General features: G+C 65.6%; 20 protein-coding genes and 1 tRNA gene. 13 read left to right on the top strand and 8 right to left on the bottom strand.

What is annotated here, in order from left to right; all coding sequences use genetic code 11:
• The first annotated feature begins 213 nt into the window (after positions 1-213).
• The gene (locus tag ABIA40_RS12200) at positions 214-897 is read left to right on the top strand and encodes a GntR family transcriptional regulator (protein ID WP_275502057.1); all 684 of its coding nucleotides are present in this window, start codon (positions 214-216) and stop codon (positions 895-897) included.
• A gap of 103 nt (positions 898-1000) precedes the next feature.
• On the opposite strand, the gene ABIA40_RS12195 is transcribed toward ABIA40_RS12200, so the two are convergent.
• From ABIA40_RS12195 to dctP, 3 genes are read right to left on the bottom strand one after another with little or no spacing between them, the layout of a single operon-like run.
• The gene (locus ABIA40_RS12195) at positions 1001-2359 is read right to left on the bottom strand and encodes a TRAP transporter large permease (protein ID WP_128261780.1); all 1359 of its coding nucleotides are present in this window, start codon (positions 2357-2359) and stop codon (positions 1001-1003) included.
• The gene (locus ABIA40_RS12190; RefSeq protein WP_036045576.1) at positions 2356-2910 is read right to left on the bottom strand and encodes a TRAP transporter small permease; all 555 of its coding nucleotides are present in this window, start codon (positions 2908-2910) and stop codon (positions 2356-2358) included. The genes ABIA40_RS12195 and ABIA40_RS12190 overlap by 4 nt, the downstream gene beginning before the upstream one ends.
• Positions 2907-3929, bottom strand: a complete 1023-nt coding sequence (dctP, locus tag ABIA40_RS12185; protein WP_128261779.1) for a TRAP transporter substrate-binding protein DctP — start codon at positions 3927-3929, stop codon at positions 2907-2909. The genes ABIA40_RS12190 and dctP overlap by 4 nt, the downstream gene beginning before the upstream one ends.
• A gap of 328 nt (positions 3930-4257) precedes the next feature.
• On the opposite strand from dctP, the gene ABIA40_RS12180 reads away from it, so the two are divergent.
• Entirely contained in the window at positions 4258-4503 is a 246-nt protein-coding gene (locus ABIA40_RS12180) for a pentapeptide MXKDX repeat protein (RefSeq protein ID WP_036027965.1), read from the top strand.
• 120 nt (positions 4504-4623) lie between these two features.
• On the opposite strand, the gene ABIA40_RS12175 is transcribed toward ABIA40_RS12180, so the two are convergent.
• Positions 4624-4971, bottom strand: coding sequence for a DUF6481 family protein (locus ABIA40_RS12175; RefSeq protein ID WP_157284263.1), 348 nt, complete (start codon positions 4969-4971; stop codon positions 4624-4626).
• Positions 4972-5235: 264 nt separating this feature from the next.
• Here ABIA40_RS12175 and ABIA40_RS12170 point away from each other — a divergent pair, with 264 nt between their 5' ends.
• From ABIA40_RS12170 to ABIA40_RS12160, 3 genes are all read left to right on the top strand, one after another.
• Complete coding sequence (locus tag ABIA40_RS12170; protein ID WP_275502054.1) at positions 5236-5472, top strand: hypothetical protein; 237 nt, start codon at positions 5236-5238, stop codon at positions 5470-5472.
• A 76-nt stretch (positions 5473-5548) separates the two neighbouring features.
• A complete protein-coding gene (locus ABIA40_RS12165) occupies positions 5549-5785 on the top strand; it encodes a hypothetical protein (RefSeq protein ID WP_057029336.1) in 237 nt (78 codons plus the stop codon).
• Positions 5786-5960: 175 nt separating this feature from the next.
• Entirely contained in the window at positions 5961-6722 is a 762-nt protein-coding gene (locus ABIA40_RS12160) for a hypothetical protein (protein WP_275502052.1), read from the top strand.
• Positions 6723-7104: 382 nt separating this feature from the next.
• Here ABIA40_RS12160 and ABIA40_RS12155 read toward each other — a convergent pair whose 3' ends face one another.
• Positions 7105-7266: a hypothetical protein gene (locus tag ABIA40_RS12155; protein WP_035999590.1), complete on the bottom strand. Its 162-nt coding sequence runs from the start codon at positions 7264-7266 to the stop codon at positions 7105-7107.
• A gap of 163 nt (positions 7267-7429) precedes the next feature.
• On the opposite strand from ABIA40_RS12155, the gene ABIA40_RS12150 reads away from it, so the two are divergent.
• The gene (locus ABIA40_RS12150; RefSeq protein WP_157284271.1) at positions 7430-7615 is read left to right on the top strand and encodes a hypothetical protein; all 186 of its coding nucleotides are present in this window, start codon (positions 7430-7432) and stop codon (positions 7613-7615) included.
• A 287-nt stretch (positions 7616-7902) separates the two neighbouring features.
• On the opposite strand, the gene ABIA40_RS12145 is transcribed toward ABIA40_RS12150, so the two are convergent.
• Complete coding sequence (locus tag ABIA40_RS12145; RefSeq protein ID WP_025036201.1) at positions 7903-8130, bottom strand: DUF2171 domain-containing protein; 228 nt, start codon at positions 8128-8130, stop codon at positions 7903-7905.
• A 114-nt stretch (positions 8131-8244) separates the two neighbouring features.
• On the opposite strand from ABIA40_RS12145, the gene ABIA40_RS12140 reads away from it, so the two are divergent.
• Positions 8245-9513 (top strand): hypothetical protein, encoded by a 1269-nt coding sequence (locus tag ABIA40_RS12140; RefSeq protein WP_404541213.1) that lies wholly within the window; start codon positions 8245-8247, stop codon positions 9511-9513.
• Positions 9514-9550: 37 nt separating this feature from the next.
• Here the strand turns inward: ABIA40_RS12140 and ABIA40_RS12135 are convergent, their stop codons facing one another.
• Both ABIA40_RS12135 and ABIA40_RS12130 read right to left on the bottom strand, forming a co-directional pair.
• Positions 9551-9793 (bottom strand): hypothetical protein, encoded by a 243-nt coding sequence (locus ABIA40_RS12135; RefSeq protein WP_404541211.1) that lies wholly within the window; start codon positions 9791-9793, stop codon positions 9551-9553.
• A 116-nt stretch (positions 9794-9909) separates the two neighbouring features.
• Positions 9910-9986: transfer RNA gene (locus ABIA40_RS12130), tRNA-Arg, on the bottom strand.
• A 420-nt stretch (positions 9987-10406) separates the two neighbouring features.
• On the opposite strand from ABIA40_RS12130, the gene ABIA40_RS12125 reads away from it, so the two are divergent.
• The 6 genes from ABIA40_RS12125 (at position 10407) to ABIA40_RS12100 (ending at position 21583) form a co-directional block, all read left to right on the top strand.
• Complete coding sequence (locus ABIA40_RS12125) at positions 10407-15602, top strand: alpha-2-macroglobulin family protein (protein WP_404541209.1); 5196 nt, start codon at positions 10407-10409, stop codon at positions 15600-15602.
• A gap of 95 nt (positions 15603-15697) precedes the next feature.
• Positions 15698-17806 (top strand): penicillin-binding protein 1C, encoded by a 2109-nt coding sequence (pbpC, locus tag ABIA40_RS12120; protein ID WP_404546214.1) that lies wholly within the window; start codon positions 15698-15700, stop codon positions 17804-17806.
• A 50-nt stretch (positions 17807-17856) separates the two neighbouring features.
• Positions 17857-19599, top strand: a complete 1743-nt coding sequence (locus tag ABIA40_RS12115) for an ArnT family glycosyltransferase (RefSeq protein WP_404541207.1) — start codon at positions 17857-17859, stop codon at positions 19597-19599.
• A gap of 1 nt (position 19600) precedes the next feature.
• Complete coding sequence (locus ABIA40_RS12110; RefSeq protein WP_271542142.1) at positions 19601-20446, top strand: phosphatase PAP2 family protein; 846 nt, start codon at positions 19601-19603, stop codon at positions 20444-20446.
• Positions 20447-20510: 64 nt separating this feature from the next.
• Positions 20511-21248, top strand: coding sequence for a glycosyltransferase family 2 protein (locus ABIA40_RS12105; RefSeq protein ID WP_157284283.1), 738 nt, complete (start codon positions 20511-20513; stop codon positions 21246-21248).
• Positions 21245-21583: a lipid-A-disaccharide synthase N-terminal domain-containing protein gene (locus ABIA40_RS12100; protein ID WP_025036223.1), complete on the top strand. Its 339-nt coding sequence runs from the start codon at positions 21245-21247 to the stop codon at positions 21581-21583. Before ABIA40_RS12105 ends, ABIA40_RS12100 begins: the two co-directional genes overlap by 4 nt.
• The last annotated feature ends 63 nt before the right edge of the window (positions 21584-21646 follow it).

The following is a 21646-nucleotide window of genomic DNA, read 5'->3' as shown; positions in this document are numbered from 1 at the left end:
AAGAGGCCCCAACCCCCTGAAGATTTGTCGTGCGATTGCCAAATGTATAATTTATACATTTTGGGAGTCAAACGGAGTTTGCGGTCATTTGGGCGGCAGGGCGCGTGTTTGCTGGGCATTAGGTTTGTGACGCCCGGCTTTTGCCGGGCAGCTCGACATGCAAGACAGGGACCGTGTCGGCCGCGCGAGTCGGGAAGGACAACGGACGATCAGATGAAGCAGCCTCTGAAGCATCGCACCCTGTCGGCCGCGATCGTCGACCAGCTCCGCCAGGCGATCCTCGACGGCACCTATCCGGCCGGATCGCAGCTGCGCCAGGACGCGTTGGGCGAAGCCTATGGCGTCAGCCGCATCCCGGTGCGCGAGGCGCTGTTCCAGCTCGAGGCGGAAGGCTTGGTGCGCATCGTGCCGCAGAAGGGCGCCATCGTCTCGGAGCTGTCGTTGGACGAGATCAACGACGTGTTCGACCTCCGCCGTATCCTGGAGCCGCGGCTGCTGGCACAGTCGGCGCCGCGCTTCACCACGCAGGATTTCGACGGGCTCGACGACATCCACCGGAGCTTCGAGAAGGCGATCAAGGCGAGGAACGTCAGTGAGTGGGGCCAGCTCAACGCCGACTTTCACATGGCGCTCTACGTCCACGCCCCGCAGCCACGCACGCGTGCGATCGTGCTGTCGCTGCTGCAGACCAGCGACCGCTACACGCGGCTACAGCTCTCCAACACCAAGGCGATGGGCATTGCCGAAAAGGAGCACGCCCATCTGATCGCGCTCTGCCGCGCACAGAAAGTGGAGGAGGCCTGCCGATTTCTGGAGCGGCACATCGAGGCCGTGCGCAAGGACCTGCTGCAGGTGGTGGCGAACGCGCCGAAATCGCGGCGGAAGGAGAAGTCGTAGGGTGGGTTAGCCGAAGGCGTAACCCACCGCTGTTCGTCTCCGCAGCGACAGAAGAGGTGGATTACGCCTTCGGCTAATCCACCCTACAGACCGGCGATCGCTTCTACCTGCTCCCGTCCGGTCCCATCACGAGGTCCGGCAGCCAGGTCGAGATCCCCGGCACGAGGCACAGCAGCAGCACTGCAAGCATCATCAAGAGCACGAAGGGCAGCGTGCCCCAGATCACCTCGCGCAGGGGAATATCGGGCGCGACGTTGCGGATGACGAAGATGTTGAGGCCGACGGGAGGATGGATCAACCCCATCTCCATCACGATGGTCATGACGACGCCGAACCAGATGATGTCGAAATTGGCGGCGCGGAGCGGCGGCAGGATGATCGGTGCCGTCATCAGGATGATCGAGACCGGCGGCAGGAAGAAGCCGAGCACCACAACCATGACGAGGATCGCGAACAGCAGCTCCCAGCGCGGCAGATGCATCGCGACGATGGATTCGGCGACCGATTGCGAGATGTGCAGATAGCTCATCACGTAGGAATAGAGCAGGGACATGCCGATGATCATCATCAGCATGGTCGATTCCCGGATCGTCGACTTCATGATTGGCGCGAGGTCGCTCGGCCGCCACACGCTGTAGATCGCAGCGATCAGCGCCAGCGCCAGGAGGCCGCCGAGGCCGGCGGTCTCCGACGGCGTGGCATAGCCGCCATAGAGCGCGACCATGACGCCGGTGAGCAGCAGCACGAAGGGGATCACGCGCGGCAGCACGCTGAAGCGTTCGGCGAGCGTGTACTCGTCACGATGCAAGATCGGAGCCTCCGGTCCGCCGTTCTTGTAAGCCACCTCGGCGGCGGCATATTCCTGGCGGAAGCGAACGACGGCATAGGCGCCGAATAGGAAGACCAACAGCAGGCCGGGACCGATGCCGGCGAGGAACAGGCGGCCGAGCGACTTCTCGGCGGCGACCGCGAACAGGATCATCGTGATGGAGGGCGGCAGCAGGATGCCGAGCGTGCCCCCCGCTGCGATGATGCCGGCGGCGAAGCCGCCGGAATAGCCGCGCTTGCGCATCTCGGGGATCCCGGCCGAGCCGATCGCCGAGCAAGTTGCCGGCGAAGACCCCGCCATCGCCGCGAACAGCGCGCAGGCGAACACGTTGGCAACGCCGAGGCCGCCGGGCACGCGGTGCAGCCAGGCATGCAGCGCCAGATAGAGATCCTGGCCGGCGCGGGACTTGCCGATCGCCGCGCCCTTCAGGATGAAGAGCGGGATCGACAACAGCGTGATCGAGGCCATCTCCTCGTAGACGTTCTGCGTCACCGTATCGAGCGAGGCCGAGGGCATGAAGATGGCCATGAACACCACCGCGACCGCGCCGAGCGCGAACGCAATGGGCATGCCCGAGAACATCACCAGCAGCGTCACAATGCCGTAGGCGAGGCCGATGCCGAAAACGCTCATGGCCGCTTGGCTCCGGTGAAGGGCAGCGCAAGCTGCACGAGGATCTGGAGGCAGAGCAGGCTCATCCCAAGCGCCATCAGCGAGTAGGGGATGGCGAGCGGCGGCGACCACATCGAGTTGGAGACCTGGCCGTCGACATAGGCTTCGTGCGCCAGTGTCCACGACTTCCAGGTGAAGAAGGCGCAGAACAGGAACGTGGCGGCATCGACCAGCCAGAGCCGGACCTGGTTCGCGAATGGCGAGAGCAGGCCGACGAAGGCCTCGATGCCGATATGACCGCGATGCTGCTGCACATAGGCCGCCGTCATGAAGGTCGCGCCGACCAGCAGGAACACGGCGGCTTCGTCCTGCCAATAGTTCGCAGCCTTGTACAGCGCGCGGCTGAGCACGCTGTAGCTCAGGATTGCACAGGCCGCGACAAGTGCGATCGCGGCGAACACGACGATGATGCTGTTGAGGACGGCGAGACCGCGATCGATCGCCGCCGCAGGGCCGGTCCCCGCGGCAACGCTCGTCCGGTCGTCACGATCCGGAAGCGGACCGTGGCTCATGCTGCGACGTCGATCGCGAGCTTGAGCAGGTTTGCGGCGGTCGCGGTCTTGGCGCTGTAGTCCTTCCACGCGGTGTCGCGGGCGATGTCGCGCCATTTTCCGACGGTGGCGGCGTCGAGCGCCGAGACCTTTGCGCCAGCCTTCTCGTAGACCTTGGCGACATCGACATCGTCGTCCTGCGCGCCCTTGCGGCCAAAGGCTTCGAGCTCGGTACCGACCGCGAGCAGAATGTCCTGATGGTTCTTCGGCAGCTTGTCGAAGATCGCCTTCGACATCATCAGGGGCTCGAGCATGAACCAGTAGGACGTGCCCGCGCCTGATGTCAGCGACTTCGCGACCTCTTCCAGGCGGAACGAGATCAGGCTGGTCGAGGAGGTGATGCCGGCATCGCAGGCGCCGGTCTGCATCGCTGCGTAGATCTCGTTCGACGGCACCGACAAGACGGAGGCGCCGGCGGTCTGCAGCACCATGTCCATCTCGCGCGAGCCGCCGCGCACCTTGAGGCCCTTGGCGTCTTCAGGAGCGACGATCGGCTTGGAGCGGCTGGCGACGCCGCCGGCCTGCCAGACCCAGGTGAGCAGGATGATGCCCTTGTCGGCGAGGAAGTCGGTCAGCGCCTTGCCGACCGGTTCCTTCTTCCAGCGCAGGCCCTGGTCGTAGGTGGTCACGAGGCCCGGCATCAGGCCGATATTGGTTTCCGGCACTTCGCCGCCGGCATAGGGCATAGGATAGAGGCTGATATCGAGCGCGCCCTTGCGCATGGCGGAGAACTGCGCGTTGGTCTTGATCAGCGAGGAGTTCGGATAGATCTCGGCGGCAATGTCGCCATTGCTGCGCTTACTCACTTCGGCGGCGAACATGCGGCACAGCCGGTCGCGGAAATCGCCCTTGTCGATGGTGCCGCCTGGGAACTGATGCGAGATCTTCAGCGTGGTCGCGGCCTGCGCGGTGCCGGTGCCGAAGCGGAGAATGGCAGGTGCCGCGACGGCGGTCGCGAGCAGATGGCGGCGCGTGAACATGATGTAATCCCCTTGGGCGTTTCTTTGGGCGTTTCTCGGAGTGTTTTTGGCAGAGGTGATTTGAACTGGGTTCTTCGCGACCGCTGGGCCAATCCAAGCCGGTCTCCATCCGATGGTCTTTCATCTGATAGTTCGAGACAGAGTGCCGCGGCAAGTGCCGGTTGTGCTGCGCTGCAGCACTTCCGATCCATGCGGGCTCGCCAATCAACGAGGGCGGCTGGCCGCAGAAATTTATCGATGGTCAGCGTAACAACGCCACACGGCTATCCGTCGAGACAGGATAGCGGCGTCCGTCGCTGACAAACACCATCACGAAGGAAGATGAACCATGACCATTCGCACTCGCATCGTGCTCGGCGTCTCGGCTGCCGCTCTCTCGCTAGGCCTCGCGTTTGCGCCGGCCGCCTTTGCTCAGGACAAGATGGGCAAGGATGATGGCATGATGAAAAAGGACACGATGTCCAAGGACGGCATGATGAAGAAGGACACCATGTCCAAGGACGACGGCATGAAGAAGGATCACATGTCGAAGGACGGCATGAAAAAGGACGACGGGATGATGAAGAAGAACTGATCCCGGGTCGTCATCGCGCAACGCCCCTTGGGCGGGCCGCGTCCTCTCGAATTCCGGCGGCATTTGAGGCCGCCGGAATGATGGCTCAGTTCAAGTTCAATTGAACGTGACCAGCGCGCTTTACTTGCGCTTCGCCTTGCGGGCGGCGTAGCGCGCGTCGCGCTTGGCCTTCTGCTCGGCCTCGATCGCAGCCTGCCTCTCGGCGGCTTCCTCGGCTTCCCGCGCGATCCGAGCAGCTTCGGCTGCCTTGGCCTCTTCCTCGAGGCGCTTCTGCTCGGCCTTTTCGGCCTCCCGCGCGGCCTTTGCCTCGGCGCGCTTGGCCGCGAGCGCCTCACGCTCGGCGCGCTTCGCCGCCACCGCGGGATCATCGGGCCCCGGCTGCGACTTGAACTTGTTCAAAAGATTTTTGCGGGCGTCTTGCGCCGCCTTTTGCCGGTCTGCAAAGCCGGGTTCCCTGAATCCACTCATCGACGAGCCTTGTCTTCCTCGCTTTCGATCCTACATCGGTGCCTGTTGGTAAGTCGGCTGGGCATAGCAGGCGCCACGCGACGCAGAAGCGTGTACATCGGCGCGCGTCGCGAAGCCACCCATAATCGCAGCCGATCAGGTCAACGAAAAATCGCCCCCCGACGATCTCTCGTAGCCCGAAAAAACTGCCGAATTGTGATCTCCCTCATAAGGGAGCACATGGGCGACGCCTAGCGTCCGCCCGCGACGAGACGGAGCACGGGCATGACGATCTCAAGACCGAGCCTGAAAGCGCTGGCGATTGCCTTCGCCTTGGCGGGCGTGGCCGGCGCCGCCTTGCTGCTGGCTCGTCCGCAGCCCATCGAAAGTGCCGTGCTGGGAGCGGATTGGGAATGCACCCAGACCGCATTCGTGCTGACGAGTTGCGCACCGCGCGTTCAGGAGGCAATTCCGGCGGTCGAAACCTTGCGCAAGGATGCAATCCAGCAGACCCGGGGCTGAATTGGGCCGGACGATCGGGATGTGACGCGACGCCGCAGAGGTGGTAAAGCCAGCGCGCCAGCGTGACCAGGCGGCCATGTCGAAGCCAGAGTCCAGATCCGAACCGGGCGAGGAGCCCCATCCTCGACCGAACCGTCAGCCCAAGCCTCCGTCCGGCGGCGACCGCCGCGGCGCGCTTGCAGGATTGATCATCGCGGTCGTGATCCTCGGCGTCGGCTGGTGGCTTGCCCGGGATCTGACGGCAGCCAGCAAGATGCAGGATTGCCTGATGTCCGGGCGAAGCAATTGCAATGTGATCGAGCCGGCTCGCTAGGCGCGCGCTACAGCATGGCCGATGGGACCGAAAAATTGCCCTGATCTTAATCATTTGTAACGGGACTTAGCCGATCAAGCAGGGCAGTGATTTCGGCCGGCATCAGCCCGGCGCGCGCCGATTCGTCGATCGCGCGCGGGATTCACGGCCATGAGAGAGCAGGGGGCGAGCACGCATGAGTGCGTCCAAACATATGAAGATCTTCATTCCCTTGGTTTCGGCCACGTCGCTGCTCGCGCTGTCGGCGCAGGCGCAAGAGGCCAGGTCCCGGCAAGAGGTCGTCCAACCGCCGGCCGGGCCGGCAGCCGGCGCGCCGCCACAGGCCAATCCGCCTATGCGCAAGGGCCCTCCGCCGCAGCAGGCGACCAGGCCTGCGCAGCCCGGCGGTCAGCCCCATGCCGGTCACAACGCCGGGGGCCCGCCGCCCGGACGTCACGTCGCGCGCGGTCCTGCTCCCACACGTGATTGGGGTGGGCACACCTATCGCGGCAATCTTGCCTGGGAGGGTGGACGCTGGCGCCACGAAGTCCGCCATGGCCGATCCGGCTGGTGGTGGGACGTTGGCGGTGTCTGGTATTATTATCCGCAGCGTATGGCCGGCCCGCCGGCCTACATCTCGGAGGACTATATCGACGACGTGCCGGTGGTCTACGCCCGGCCTCCGGTGGCCTATGCGCCGCCCCCTCCGCCGCCGCCACCGCCGGCCGATCCTGGCGCCAGCGCGCTAGGCGGTGCGATCGTCGGCGGCCTGCTGGGCGGCCTGATCTCAGGCAATGCAACGGGGGCCGCCGCAGGCGCGGTCTTCGGGGGCGCAACGGGTGCGATCGCCGGCGCGACCGCGGCGTCCCAGCCCGGCTATTACTGGGCGCAGGGCACCTGCTATTACCGCTATCCGAACGGCCAATATGTGCAGGCCGATCCCCGCGCCTGCTATTGAATTCGCTTGGCCGGTTTGGAGCATGGAGGCGGGCTTCGGGCCCGCCTCATCCTTTTGCACGCGGCGGTTGCATTGAAATAGCCCTGGTGCTCGTCGCCCCCTCACGTCAATTTCAAAGAAAAATGGCGGGATGATTCGCGGGGGATGTGGGACATGCTGGATGCCATCCAGATCAGCGTGGCGCTCTGGGCCATGATCGTTTGCGGCGCAATTAAACTCTCGCAGGCGTTGCCCTACCTGCTCTAAAGCGCGATGCGATTAGGATGAATCGTCATCGCGCTTTAGATTATGTTTGAGCATGATCTTTTCGAAAAACGCTTCACACTTTTCCGGATCATGCTCTAAAGGCGGGATCGGCGGGCAGGCGAATTGCCTTGCTCCGTCAGGACACGAGCCAGTCGAAGAATGCAATCGAGGCCCAGACCAGGCCGGCGATCCAGGCCACCATGACGACGCCGATGGTGCCGAGATAGGCGATGCCGAGCAGGTCCGCGCGATGTCGCTGCCTCGGGACGATGACTTCGGTTGCTGCTTTGCGTGTCATGACCGGACATCACCCATGAAACCTGGACACGTAGTTTAGCGGAGATGTCGCGGACAGGCTGTGACGTGGTTCACAGACCGGTGCAGGAAGGCTGGTGGTTACCCCGCAATCATACGGACGAAATTGCCACGCACTCGTCCAGATGGCCGGCTAGAGTCTGCGCATGTACACCGAGTACGATCCGCAACACGAGGCCGAGGCCGCTATGAAGCGCGCCGCGGAGGCCGAGGGTGCCGACAGGCAACGGCTGATCCAGCTGGCCCTGGCATGGCACGAACTCGCCCGCGATCTGCACGATGAGCAAGCCGGCCCCTCACATCCAGCCGGGCGCAGGCCTTTGGCCCGATAGCGCTGAGATGAGAAAAACCCCGTGCTCGGGGGCAAGCACGGGGTCCTTCAAAGCCGACCGGGGCTGGCGGGTCGGCACCACTCTGTTCGGTTATCCAACGCGCGGACCGCGCATTCGTTCCCGATCAATCCGCAGCGCTGAAATCCGATCGCATTGCAGCGACCTTCCGCAGAAAGTCATCGTTAACGAATGCTCCGCGCAATCGAATTGCGGTCGCGATTCGTGCTTGCGAACGAAGCGGAGTCGGACCGTGAACAAACAAAAAGCCCCCGCAGGGGCTCAGTGTTTCACGCGGCTTCCGTCTTCGGGACGGCGTCGGCATTCACCGACAGCTTGACCACGTCGCCTTCGACGGCACCGACATATTTCGTGTCGATGTAGTGATGATGGTCCTTGTGACCTTCCGGGCTGTCCTTGCGCGTCAGCTTGATGCGGTTGCCCTCGAGACGATCGACGGTGCCGACATGGGCGCCGTCCTTGCCGATGATTTTCATGTGTTCTCTGATGTCAGCCATGCTGTCCTCCTTGCATGGCTTCAACTGCGAAGGCGCCGGTTCGTTGCAGCACGCACGTTGGACCCGTTGGGATTTCCGGACGTTGACGCCTGATTGGATCTGTCAAGAAGCGCGATGGAGACCGTTCGGGCCTATCTGGAACGCAAGCACTGGGAACTCAAGCTGTTGAACGACGGCCTGAGAAACCCGCTCGATTTGGCGTCGCCGAGTTCCGTCGATGACGTCGTCAGATCCAAATTCCAGATCACGGCCGCGCTCAGGGCGGAGCATGAATTACACGAGTGGAAGGCGACGGAGACAGCTTGGTCGCACACGGCCGATCCCGCAAGCGGGCCGTTCGAGTTCAGCTACGACTACCAGCGGGCCGATCTGACAGTACGCGGTCCTTCATTCTACGAGCTCGATGGTGGCTGCACGAGCACGGCGATCTACACCGCCTCGGGGATGGCGGCGATCTCCGCCGTGCTGCTTGCTTCCGCGCGGATCGTCGCGAAAGCCGATATCCTGGTGCTGCCGGGCTCCTACGGCGAGACGCTGGAGCTGATCCGAAGCTTCATGCCGCATTTGCGGATCGAACCCTTGCCGCTGCCGCTCGGCGATGCGCTTGCTCCGGAGAAGTCACCGCGTATCTTGCTGCTGGATTCCTGCTCCGTCGCCGGCGCCATCGAGGCGGTGTTGCGCCGTGACGGCTCGGGCCTCGATCTCCTGATTTTCGATACGACGTGCTTCGCCGGCAGGTCGGGCCGCATCAGACGAGTCGTGGGGTGGGCCAGGCGACACGGAATTGCGCTGGTGCTGGTGCGAAGCCACAACAAGCTCGATTCGCTCGGAGCGGAATATGGCCGGCTCGGCTCGGCCGTCTTCGTGCACGGGCATGAGCGTCCACCGCGGGCAGGGCACGCTGAATGGTCAGGTCTCGCGTCCGAAACGCGTAACGCAGTGCGGCTGCTCGGCGGCGCGGCCTTGCCGGCCCACTTCCCGCCGTTCGCAGGCAGCGCGGCGTATTGGGCGCTGACGAAGCGGCGCGTGGCGGCGATCTTGCGCAACGGCCGAAGCTCGGCGCGATGCTTTGCCGCCGAGATCCCGGCGCTCTCGGCTCAGCTTCGCTTCGCTCACGGCCTCTACGTCACCCTTCGCGGAAGGCGCGCGCTCGACGAGGCGGCCGCGCGGCAGGTTGCCGAGGACATGAGCTGCGAATTGCGCCGCGCGGGCTTTCCCATCCGCCACGCCGGCAGCTTCGGCTTCGATTTCGCCGCGACCGAGTGGTTTCACGACGCGACGACGGACCAGTACAGCGTCCGGGTGGCCGTTCCGGACCTGCCGACGGAGGTGTGGGACGATCTCACCGCCGCCATTGCGCGGTGGTGGCGCGGTCGTCAGTAGGCGGGGGCTGGATAGACGGCAGGGCGGGCGGCGTGGATCAGTCGACCGCCAGGCAATATTCGAGTCGCGGTTTCTCCTGGCCGCGGCGCGCCCAGTCTTCAACTGCAAACGCAGGCTGACGTTGTCCCATGGCGGCGCCAATGATCGAGGCCTGGACGACCTTGATGGGCCTCGTGACCACGTTGGTGTTCACCACGCCTGCATCCACGGCCAAATACGATATCGCAACGACCGCGACCGCAGACGCGATCGCCATTCTCGTCAGCTCGGATTGCTGCATTCCCAAACCTATCGGGCACGTCTCGCCCGGCGCTTAGATAGGGCTGATCGGCGCCGTTCAAAGGCCGGCATATGGTTACCCACGCGTTCGTGAAGAACGGCGGCGAGGCAACGAGCTGGCGATCCCGGCAGGACTCGAACCTGCAACCCGCGGAGTAGAAATCCGCTACTCTATCCAGTTGAGCTACGGGACCGTCTTGAGCCGGCCGGCTTGTGCCGCTCGGATTGGGCGGCTGGCCGTTCATGTAGCATGCCAATATGAAAAAACTGGTGTTTCGCCAAGTCTGAACCGAACCGTTTTCCTCAGTGCGACGACAAAGCGGAACGCTGGGGTGTCAGGGTGCCGGGTTGAGCGGCAGTGGACTGGACGATGGATCACATCGCCGGGAACGCTGAACAGCTTCCGGGACACGGCCGCCGGTCGACTGGCTAGGTGTTGCTGCGCCATCAGGACGGCGTGCGTGGCGGTATCTCGGCCGGTCTCCTCTGGGCTTGCCTCTGTCATGGCGAAAGCGACGCTTTGCACGTTCTGGTTCCATCGCCTTGAGTCCGTCACCTTTCCGCGCATTTCATTTGCCGCCGCGGCGTTCGTCCGCGCTTTCCGGGAGTCCTCCATGATCGGTCTTGTTCGCGCCGTCACAATCTGCGCCGCGCTGGCGCTCGGCCTCGTCGCCGCGCAGGCTGCCGACAAGGCGTTCAGACGCGACGACCTCGCCGATTCCGCGATCAAGCTGGAGGCCCAGATCAAGAGCGAGGCGGGGCCGGTCGCCAAGACCAATGCGACGCTGAAGACGGACGCCGACGCCGCCTTCCGGCGCAATGACTATCGCACCGGCCTTTCCGTGCTCGGCCAGATCGCCGCGACCACGCCCGAGGATGCCGGCAACTGGTTGCGGCTCGCCAAGGTCATCTTCCAGATTTCGCCAAAGAGCTCGAGCGAGCAGACCTTCCTTTTGGAGCGCGCCTCGACCGCGGCCTATATCGCTTACATGCGCGCCGGCAATCCGGGCGAGGAGGCCGACGCGCTTGCCGTCCTCGGCAAGGCGCTGGCCGACCGCAAGCTGTGGCGGCCGGCACTGGATGCGCTGCGGCTGTCGCTCGACATGCGCGAGGTCGCCGAGGTCCGCGGCCAATATGAGAAGATGCGCGACGAGCACGGCTTCCGGCTGCTCGACTATACCGTAGACTCGGATTCGGCGAGCCCGCGTGCCTGCTTCCAGTTCTCCGAGGAGCTCGCCAAGCGCACCGACTTCGCGCCGTTCCTGGCTCTCGCCGGGCAGGACAAGCCGGCGCTGTCGGCCGAAGGCAAACAGCTCTGCGTCGACGGGCTGAAGCACGGCGAGCGATACAACATCAACCTGCGCGCCGGCTTGCCGTCGACCGTGAAGGAGGGCCTGCCGAAATCGGCCGAATTCAACATCTATGTGCGCGACCGCAAGCCGTTCGTGCGCTTCACCAGCCGCGCTTATGTGCTGCCGCGGACCGGCCAGCGCGGCATTCCCGTCGTCAGCGTCAACACGCCCGCGGTCAGCATCAACGTGTTCCGGATCGGCGACCGCAACCTGATCAACACGGTGGTCGACAGCGATTTCCAGAGGACGCTGTCGAAGTACCAGCTCAGCGAGCTCGGCGACGAGCGCGGCGTCAAGGTCTGGACCGGCGAGCTTGCGACTGCGACGACGCTGAACCAGGACGTCACCACGGCGTTCCCGGTCGACCAGGCGCTCGGCGAGCTCCAGCCCGGTGTCTACGTCATGACGGCCGCGGCGAGGGCATCGGACGAGGACTACCAGCTCGCCACGCAATGGTTCATCGTCTCCGACCTCGGCATCGCCGCTTATTCCGGCAATGACGGCATCCATGTTTTCGTCAATTCGCTGGCGTCGACCGATCCGGTCGGCAAAGCCGAGGTGCGGCTGGTCGCGCGCAATAACGAGATCCTGGCGACGCGCAAGACCGACGATGCTGGTCACGTGCTGTTCGAGGCCGGCCTTGCGCGCGGCGAGGGCGGATTGTCGCCGGCGATGCTCACGGTCACCGGGGAGAAGGCCGACTATGCCTTCCTGAGCCTGAAGACGTCGGCCTTCGACCTGTCCGACCGCGGCGTTTCGGGGCGCGCCGTGCCAGCCGGCGCCGATGCCTTCGTCTATGCCGAGCGTGGCGTCTACCGCTCCAGCGAGACCGTCTTCCTCACCGCGCTGCTCCGCGACGGGCAGGGCAATGCCGTCACCGGCGGGCCGATGACACTGGTGGTCGAGCGCCCCGACGGCGTCGAATATCGTCGCGCCGTGCTGGCGGATCAGGGCGCCGGCGGCCGCACGCTGTCCGTGCCGCTCAATTCGGCCGTACCGACCGGCACCTGGCGGGTGCGCGCCTTCACCGATCCGAAGGGAGCTTCGGTTGGCGAGACCACCTTCATGGTCGAGGATTATGTCCCCGATCGGATCGAATTCGACTTGTCCGCCAAGGACAAGCTGATCAAAGCTAACGCTCCAGTGGAGCTTAAGGCCGACGGTCATTTCCTCTACGGCGCACCGGCCTCGGGCCTGCAGCTCGAAGGCGACATGCTGATCGCGCCCGCGGCCGAGCGGCCCGGCTTCGCCGGCTACAAGTTTGGCGTCGACGACGAAGAGACCACCTCGAACGAGCGCACGCCGCTGGAGAACCTGCCCGAGGCGGACGCCCATGGCGTCGCGACCTTCCCGGTGACGCTGGACAAGCAGCCGGCCTCGACGCGTCCGCAGGAGGCGCAGATCTTCGTCCGCATGGTCGAGACCGGCGGCCGCGCCGTCGAGCGCAAGATCGTGCTGCCGGTCGCGCCCGCCACGGCGCAGATCGGCATCAAGCCGCTGTTCGGCGACAAGAACGTCGCCGAGGGCGACAAGGCCGAGTTCGACGTCGTGTTCGTCTCGCCGGAGGGCGAGAAGCTGCGCCGCGACGGCCTGCGCTACGAGCTCCTGAAGATCGAGTCGCGCTACCAGTGGTACCGCCAGAACAATTACTGGGAGTACGAGCCGGTCAAGTCGACCTCGCGCGTCGCCGACGGCGACGTCACTGTTACGGCCGACAAGCCGACGCGGATCTCGCTCACACCGCAGCCCGGCCGCTACCGGCTCGACGTCAGGTCGAACGAGGCTGACGGTCCGGTGACTTCGGTGCAGTTCGACGTCGGCTGGTACTCCGACGGCAACGCCGACACGCCGGACCTGCTGGAGACCTCGATCGACAAGCCGCAATACGCCTCCGGCGACACCATGACGGTGTCCGTCAACGTCCGCAGCGCCGGCAAGCTCACCGTCAACGTGCTCGGCGAGCGGCTGCTGACGACGCAGACCATCGACGTCAAGGAAGGCACCGCGCAGGTCAAGCTCCCGATCGGCAAGGATTGGGGCACCGGCGCCTATGTGGTGGCGACGCTGCGCCGTCCGCTCGATGCCGCCGCCCAGCGCATGCCGGGCCGTGCGATCGGGCTGAAATGGTTCGGCATCGACAAGCAGGCTCGCACCTTGCAGGTCAAGCTGTCGCCCCCTTCGCTGATCCGGCCGAATTCGACGCTGAAGATCCCCGTCAAGCTCGATGGGCTCAATCCGGGCGAGGACGCCAAGGTCGTCATCGCCGCGGTCGACGTCGGCATCCTCAATCTCACCAATTACAAGCCGCCGGCCCCGGACGATTATTATCTCGGCCAGCGTCGCCTCAGCGCCGAGATCCGCGACCTCTACGGACAGCTGATCGACGGCATGTCGGGCACGCGCGGCCAGATCAAGTCCGGCGGCGACGCCGGTGGCGAGCTCCAGGGCTCGCCGCCCACGCAGAAGCCGCTCGCGCTCTATTCCGGCATCGTCACCGTCGCTGCCGACGGCTCGGCCGAAGTGAGCTTCGATGTTCCGGAGTTCGCGGGAACCGCGCGCGTGATGGCGGTGGCGTGGACCGCGACCAAGCTCGGCCGCGCCAACACCGACATCGTGATCCGCGATCCCGTCGTGCTCACGACGACGCTGCCGCGCTTCCTGCTCAATGGCGACCGCGGCTCGGTCAATCTCGAGATCGACAATGTCGAGGGCCAGGCCGGCGACTACGTCATCAACGTGAAGGCGGGCGGCCCGGTGAAGATGACCGGCAATCCCGCAACCACGGTGAAGCTCGCCGCCAAGCAGCGAAATTCGTTCTCGCTCGCGCTCGATGCGACCGCGGCGGGGCAGGCGACGCTCGACGTCGACATCAAGGGCCCGAATGGCCTCGCGCTGGTGCGTCACTATGCGTTCGACGTCAAGCCAGCGACGCAGGTGCTGGCGCGGCGCTCGATCCGGACGCTGGCGAAGGGCGAGAGCCTGACGCTGACCTCGGACCTGTTCTCCGACCTCGTGCCGGGCACCGGCGCTGTCTCGGTCTCGGCGAGCCTGTCGACCGCGCTCGACGCGGCAACGATCCTGAAGGCGCTCGACCGCTATCCCCATGGCTGCTCGGAGCAGATCACGAGCCGGGCGATGCCGCTGCTCTATGTCAACGAGCTCGCGGCCGGCGCGCATCTTGCCATGGACACCGAGGTCGACCAGCGCATCCGCGACGCGATCGAGCGGCTGCTGGCGCGCCAGGGCTCGAACGGCTCGTTCGGCCTGTGGCTGGCCGGCGGCGACGATGCCTGGCTCGATGCCTACGTGACGGACTTCCTCACCCGCGCCCGCGAGAAGGGCTTTGCGGTGCCGGACGTGCTGTTCAAGAACGCACTGGACCGTATCCGCAACTCCGTCGTCAATGCCAACGAGCCGGAGAAGGACGGTGGCCGCGATCTCGCGTACGGCCTCTATGTGCTCGCGCGTAACGGCGCAGCTCCGATCGGCGATCTCCGCTATCTCGCCGACACCAAGCTTGCCAACCTCGCGACCCCAATCGCGAAATCGCAGCTTGCTGCCGCGCTCGCACTCGTCGGCGACCGCAACCGCGCCGAGCGGGTCTATGGCGCAGCGCTCGACAGCCTCGCACCCAAGCCGGCGCTGGAATTCGGCCGCACCGACTATGGCTCGCAGCTGCGCGATGCCGCTGCACTGGTGTCGCTGGCCAGCGAAGGCAACGCGCCGAGGGCGACGCTGACGCAGGCGGTGTCGCGGGTCGAGACCGCCCGCGGGCTGACGCCCTACACCTCCACGCAGGAGAATGCGTGGCTGGTGCTAGCGGCACGGGCGCTCGCCAAGGAGAACCTCTCGATCGAGGTCGATGGGCAGCCGGTCAAGACCGCCTTGTACCGCAGCTACAAGGCGGACACGCTGGGCGGCAAGCCGCTGAAGATCACCAACACCGGCGATGCGCCGGTGCAGGCGGTCGTCTCGGTGTCGGGCTCGCCGGTCACGCCGGAGCCGGCGGCGTCCAACGGCTTCAAGATCGAGCGCGGCTACTATACGCTCGACGGCAAGCCCGCCGACATCAGCAAGGTCAAGCAGAACCAGCGCATTGCGGTGGTGCTGAAAATCACCGAGGCCAAGCCCGAGTACGGCCACATTATGGTGTCGGACTATCTGCCGGCGGGTCTGGAGATCGACAATCCGAACCTGGTGTCGTCGGGCGACAGCGGCACGCTGGACTGGATTGAGGACGGCGAGGAGCCGGAACATACCGAATTCCGCGACGACCGCTTCACCGCGGCCGTCGACCGGGCCTCGGATTCCAACTCGGTCTTCACGCTCGCCTATGTCGTGCGCGCGGTCTCGCCCGGCAAATACGTGCTGCCGCAGGCCTATGTCGAGGACATGTACAATCCCTCGCGCTATGGCCGGACCGGCACGGGCAGTGTCGAGGTGCGGGCGGCGAAGTGAGTGCTGGTGGGATGAGCGAGGTCGCGCCTCAAACTCGGTCGTCATGCCCGGGCTTGACCCGGGCATCCACGGACTTTGCCGCGGGCGGCAAGAACGTGGATGGCCGGGACAAGCCCGGCCATGACGGAGCAAGGGGCAGGGGCTACCGACTTCTCTCCGGGCTCGCGCTCTCTTTCATCCTCGCCATCTGCACCTTCGTTGGCTGGGTCTACTCGCTCGGCCCGCTCCCGCTCGACGAAGCCCGCCAGGTCTCAACCACCATCGTTGACCGCAACGGCAAGCTGCTGCGCGCTTACGCCATGGCGGATGGGCGTTGGCGTCTGCCCGTTGAGGCGAAAACGAATGTCGATCCGACCTATCTGAAGCTGCTTTTCGCCTATGAGGACCAGCGCTTCTACGCCCACAACGGCGTTGACCCGCTCGCTCTGGGACGCGCCGCGTTGCAGCTGGGAACGCGCGGCCACATCGTCTCGGGCGGCTCGACCATCAGCATGCAGCTGGCCCGTCTGATGGAGCCGCGCCGGCAGCGCTCGCTGTACGCAAAATTGCGGCAGATCGTGCGTGCCATCGAAATCGAGCGCAGCATGAGCAAGGAGCAGATCCTCGATCTCTATCTGGCGTTGGCGCCCTATGGCGGCAATCTCGAAGGCATCCGCGCGGCGTCGATCGCCTATCTCGGCAAGGAGCCGAAGCGGCTGTCGCTGGCGGAGGCCGCGTTGCTGGTCGCGCTGCCGCAATCGCCGGAGACCCGCCGGCTGGATCGCTATCCGGAGGCAGCCCGCAAGGCGCGCGACCGCGTGCTCGACCGCATGGTCGAGGAGCACGTGGTCAGCACTGAGGAGGCCAATCAGGCCAAGGCGGTACCGGTGCCGACACTGCGCAGGCCGATGCCGATCCTGGCGCCGCACGCCTCCGACGCCGCGCTGTCGACGGTCAAGGACACGCCGATCATCAAGCTGACGCTCGATGCGACCTTGCAGAAGGTGCTGGAGCCGCTGGCGCGCGACCGCGCAATTGCGCTGGGGCCGAACATCTCGGTCGGCATCGTCGTGGTCGACAATGAGAGCGGCGACGTGCTCGCGCGTGTCGGCTCGGCCGATTATTTCGACGAGAGCCGGGCGGGGCAGGTCGATATGACTCGCGCCATCCGCTCGCCAGGCTCGACGCTCAAGCCCTTCATCTACGGGCTCGCCTTCGAGGACGGCTTTGTCCATCCCGACAGTCTGATCGACGACCGCCCGGTCCGCTTCGGCTCCTATGCGCCGGAAAATTTCGACATGACTTTCCAGGGCACGGTTCCGGTGAGGAAGGCGCTGCAACTGTCGCTGAACGTGCCGGCCATCGTGCTGCTCGACCGCGTCGGCTCGAGCCGGCTGACCTCGCGGCTGCGGCAGGCCGGCGGCAACCTCGTCCTGCCCAAGGACGAAGCGCCCGGCCTCGCCATGGGCCTCGGCGGCCTCGGCGTGACGCTGCAGGATCTGGCCCAGCTCTATGCCGGCTTTGCCCGCCTTGGGACCACCAAGCCGCTGCGCGAGATCGTCACGGCCAAGGACGATCGCGAGCCGCTTCGGCTGCTGGATCAGGTCGCAGCCTGGCAGGTCGGCAACGTCCTGCTCGGCACGCCGCCCCCGGAGAACGCCGCCCACAACCGCATCGCCTTCAAGACCGGCACCTCCTACGGCTATCGCGACGCCTGGTCGGTCGGCTTCGACGGCCGCATGACCATCGGCGTCTGGGTTGGCCGTCCGGACGGAGCGCCGGTTCCCGGCCTGATCGGACGCATCGCCGCCGCGCCCATCCTGTTCGATGCCTTCGCCCGCAGCGGCAAGACGCTGGCCGCGTTGCCGAAGCCGCCCAAGGGAACCCTGGTCGCAAGCAACGCGAAGCTGCCGCTGCCCTTGAAGCGGTTCCGTCCCGTCGGCGAACTGGTGCGAAGCGGGGGCGAGCAGCCGCTGCACATCCAGTTTCCGCTGAACGGCTCGCGGATCGACGTCGATCGATCGGGTGGCCGGGAGAGCGCGGCCATGCCGGTCAAGGTCGCCGGCGGCGTGCTGCCCATGACCGTTATGGTTAACGGCACCGCGCTCGGCGAGATCGACGGCCGCCGTCAGCGGCTGATCGATCCGCCCGGCCCGGGCTTTGCTCGGCTCACCGTGATCGACGCCACGGGCGCCGCGGACACAGTCGTCATTCGAATTCAATGACCCTGCCTTAAGCGGTTGTGGCCATGGCGGTTTCAGCGTAAGCGGAACCAATGGCCGACACCTACCCCAGCCCCCGTTTTGGTGCCCCCCGCGAGTCGAAATCGCCCACAAATCCGGGCAGCGGGCTCGTGCGCATGCTCGACATCGTCACGGCCAGCCACCCGCGCGCAGTCGGCTTCCTGGTGCTGTGCGCGCTGCTGCTGTTCCTGCCGGGCTTCTTCACCATCCCGCCGATCGACCGCGACGAGGCGCGGTTTGCCCAGGCCACCAAGCAGATGGTCGAGAGCGGCGACTATGTCGACATCCGCTTTCAGGAGGACGTCCGCTACAAGAAGCCGGTCGGCATCTACTGGTTGCAATCGGCGACCCTCGAAGCCGCATCGATGCTCAAGCTGCCGAAGGCCGAATTGCGTATCTGGGTCTACCGGCTGCCGTCGCTGATGGGGGCGATCGGCGCCGTGCTGATGACCTATTGGGCCGCGCTCGGATTCATAACACGACGTGCCGCGGTGCTGGCGGCGCTGATGATGTGCGCCTCCGTGCTGCTCGGCGTCGAGGCGCGCCTGGCCAAGACCGACGCCATGCTGCTGCTCTGCGTGGTCGCCGCGATGGGCGCGATGGCGCGGGCCTATCTGTCCTGGCAGCGCGCCGAGGACGAGACGCATCCGCCCTGGAGCTGGCCCGCGATCTTCTGGACCGCACTCGCCGTGGGCATACTGATCAAGGGCCCGCTGATCCTGATGTTCGCAGGCCTGACCATCGTCGCGCTCGCGATCCAGGACCGCGACGCCTCCTGGCTGTGGAAGCTGCGGCCTGTCTGGGGCCTGATGTGGATGCTGGTGCTGGTGCTGCCCTGGTTCGTCGCGATCTTCTGGCGCGCGGGCGAGACCTTCTTCACCACCTCCGTCGGCGGCGACATGCTGAGCAAGCTCGGCGCCCAGGAATCCCACGGCGCACCGCCCGGACTTTACCTGGCGCTGTTCTGGATCACGTTCTGGCCAGGTGCGCCGCTGGCGGCGATGGCGGCGCCCGCGGTGTGGCGGGCCCGCCGCGAGCCCGGTGCGCAGTTCCTGCTGGCCTGGCTGATCCCGTCCTGGATCGTGTTCGAGGCGGTGCTGACCAAGCTGCCGCATTACGTGCTGCCGCTGTATCCCGCGATCGCGATCCTCACCGCCGGCGCGGTGGAGCGGCGCGTGCTGTCGCGCTCCTGGCTGATGCGCGGCTCGGCCTGGTGGTTCGCGATCCCCGCAGCCGCCTCCATCATTGCGGTGGTCGGCTCGGTGATACTGACGCGGCAGCCCGCTTTCGTGGCCTGGCCGTTCATCGCGGCCGCGCTGATCTTCGGTCTGTTCGCCTGGTGGCTGTTCGATACCAACCGCGCCGAGCGCTCGTTGCTCAACGCCCTGGTCGCAGGCCTGATGCTCGCCGTGACGATTTACGGCATCGTGCTGCCGTCGCTGACGCCGCTGTTTCCCAGCATCGAGATCGCGCGCGCGCTTCGCAACGTCACCTGCGTCGGACCGAAGGCGGCTGCGGCCGGTTATCACGAGCCGAGCCTCGTCTTCCTGGCGGGCACCCGGACCTTGCTCACCGACGGCTCCGGTGCGGCGGATTTCCTGCGGCAGGGCAGCTGCCGCTTCGCGCTGATCGAGCAGCGCTCGGAGCGCAGCTTCGTGCAGCGCGCCGAGGCGATCGGGCTGCGCTACAAGGTCGGCGCGCGCATCGACGGCTATAATTTCTCGCAAGGGCGCGCGATCTCGATCTCGATCTTCCGCTCGGAAGGAATCGAATAGGGTGCGGGCCCCGACCGACATTGCGCCGCATGCCGGCTATCCCGCGCAATTGCTAGCGGTATCCTGGCGCGCGCTGGCGCAGCTCGTGCGGTCGCCCTCGCATTCGCGCCGCGCCGAGGCCGCCCGGAAGCTGGCGCGGCATTCGCTATGGATTGCCACGGCGGGTGCAGCGCTCGTCATCGTGCTGATGGTCGCGTTCGATCAGACCGAAATCCTGCTGATGCCGCCGCGCGGCACGCCGAGCCTGTGGCCGATCCGCATCCTCACCGATTTCGGCAAGGACGAGTATATCCTCTCGGTGCTGGGTGCTGCGCTGGTGGTGCTGGCGCTCGTTGCGGCAGGGCTGCACGGGAGGCGTCGCGCGCTGTTGCTCGGCTTCGGCACGCGGCTGCAATTCCTGTTTCTGTCGGTTGCCGTGTCAGCCTTCGTCGCCGAAATCCTGAAATATGTCATCGGCCGCGGACGTCCGTTCGTCGGGGGCAAGGCCAATCCGTTCAACTTCGTCCCGTTCGAGGGGACGGGGGCTTATGCCAGCCTGCCGTCAGGCCACGCCGTGGCCGCGTTCGCCCTGGCGTTTGCCGTCTCGGCACTGTGGCCGCGTCTGCGCGTCTTCATGTTCACTTACGCAATCGTGATCGTGCTGACGCGCCTGGTGTTGCTGGCGCATCATCCGAGCGACGTGGTCGCCGGCGCTCTGGTCGGAACGGTGGGCGCCATGGCCGTTCATTACTGGTTCGCGGCCCGAAAGCTCGGATTTGCCATCCGCGCCGACGGCACCATCGTGCCGCTTTCAGGGACGTTTTCCGACCGCCTCAAAAGGGTTGCCCACCGGGCATCCGCCCCATAAAAGCGGCTGCCTGCCGGGACCGCCGGTTCCCCTGGGCAGGTCAATTCCAACCACGAGCCTCGATTTGTCGACGTCCCAGCCTTCGGTGTCCATCGTTGTTCCCGTGCGCAACGAAGCCGATAACATCGCGCCGCTGATCGCGGAGATCGGCGCGGCACTCGATGGCCGCTGGCCCTATGAGATCATCTACGTCAACGACGGCTCGACCGACGCCACCGGCGAGCGGCTTGGCGCCATCATGAAGCAGCGGAGCAATCTGCGTCAGCTTCGCCATGCACGATCGGGCGGCCAGTCGGCGGCCGTGCGCAGCGGCGTGCGCGCGGCGCGCGGGGAGATCGTGGCGACGCTCGATGGCGACGGCCAGAACAATCCGGCCTTCCTGCCCGACCTGATCGCGGCAGTCGAGAAGGGGGCAGGGCGCGTCGGTCTCGCGGCCGGCCAGCGGATCGGGCGCAAGGACACCGGCTTCAAGAAATTCCAGTCGCGCGTCGCTAACGGCGTTCGCAACGCCATCCTGAAGGACGGCACGCGCGACACCGGCTGCGGGCTGAAGGCGTTCCGGCGTGACGTTTTCCTGATGCTTCCATATTTCGACGGGCTGCATCGCTTCCTTCCCGCGTTGGTCCGCCGCGAAGGCTACGACATCGCCTATGTCGACGTGATCGACCGGCCGCGCCATTCGGGCGTGTCCAACTATGGTTTCTTCGACCGGCTGTGGATCGGCATCATGGATCTTGCCGGGGTCTGGTGGCTGATCCGCCGCAAGAAGCCGACGCCTGAAGTGACCGAGGTGAACGCATGATCATTCAATACGGTCAGGCGCTGAGCAATTATCTCTATGACGTCTTCGTCGCCAAGTTCGACTTCTGGCTGGCATTCGGCCTGGTCGCGCAGCTGTTCTTCACAGCGCGCTTCCTGGTGCAGTGGATCGCGAGCGAGCGCGCCGGCAACAGCGTGGTGCCGATGGCGTTCTGGTTCTGCTCGATGGGCGGCGGGCTGATGACGCTGGTCTATGGCGTCGTGAAGCGCGAGCCCGTCATCATCCTCGGACAGTCGCTCGCGACCATCATCTATATCAGAAACATCATGCTGATCTGGAAGAACCGCGGCACCGCCTCAAAGACGCTGGACCGCTGACCGAGCGTTCGGCTCCGCTTGTTGAAGCCTGGCACGTTGCTGGGCGAGATGCCCAATCCTGAT

The sequence above is a fragment of the Bradyrhizobium sp. USDA 223 genome (assembly GCF_044909005.1).
Lineage (GTDB): Bacteria > Pseudomonadota > Alphaproteobacteria > Rhizobiales > Xanthobacteraceae > Bradyrhizobium > Bradyrhizobium yuanmingense.
Note: the sequence above shows the minus strand (reverse complement) of the source record. Positions and strands in the feature narration are given on the sequence as shown.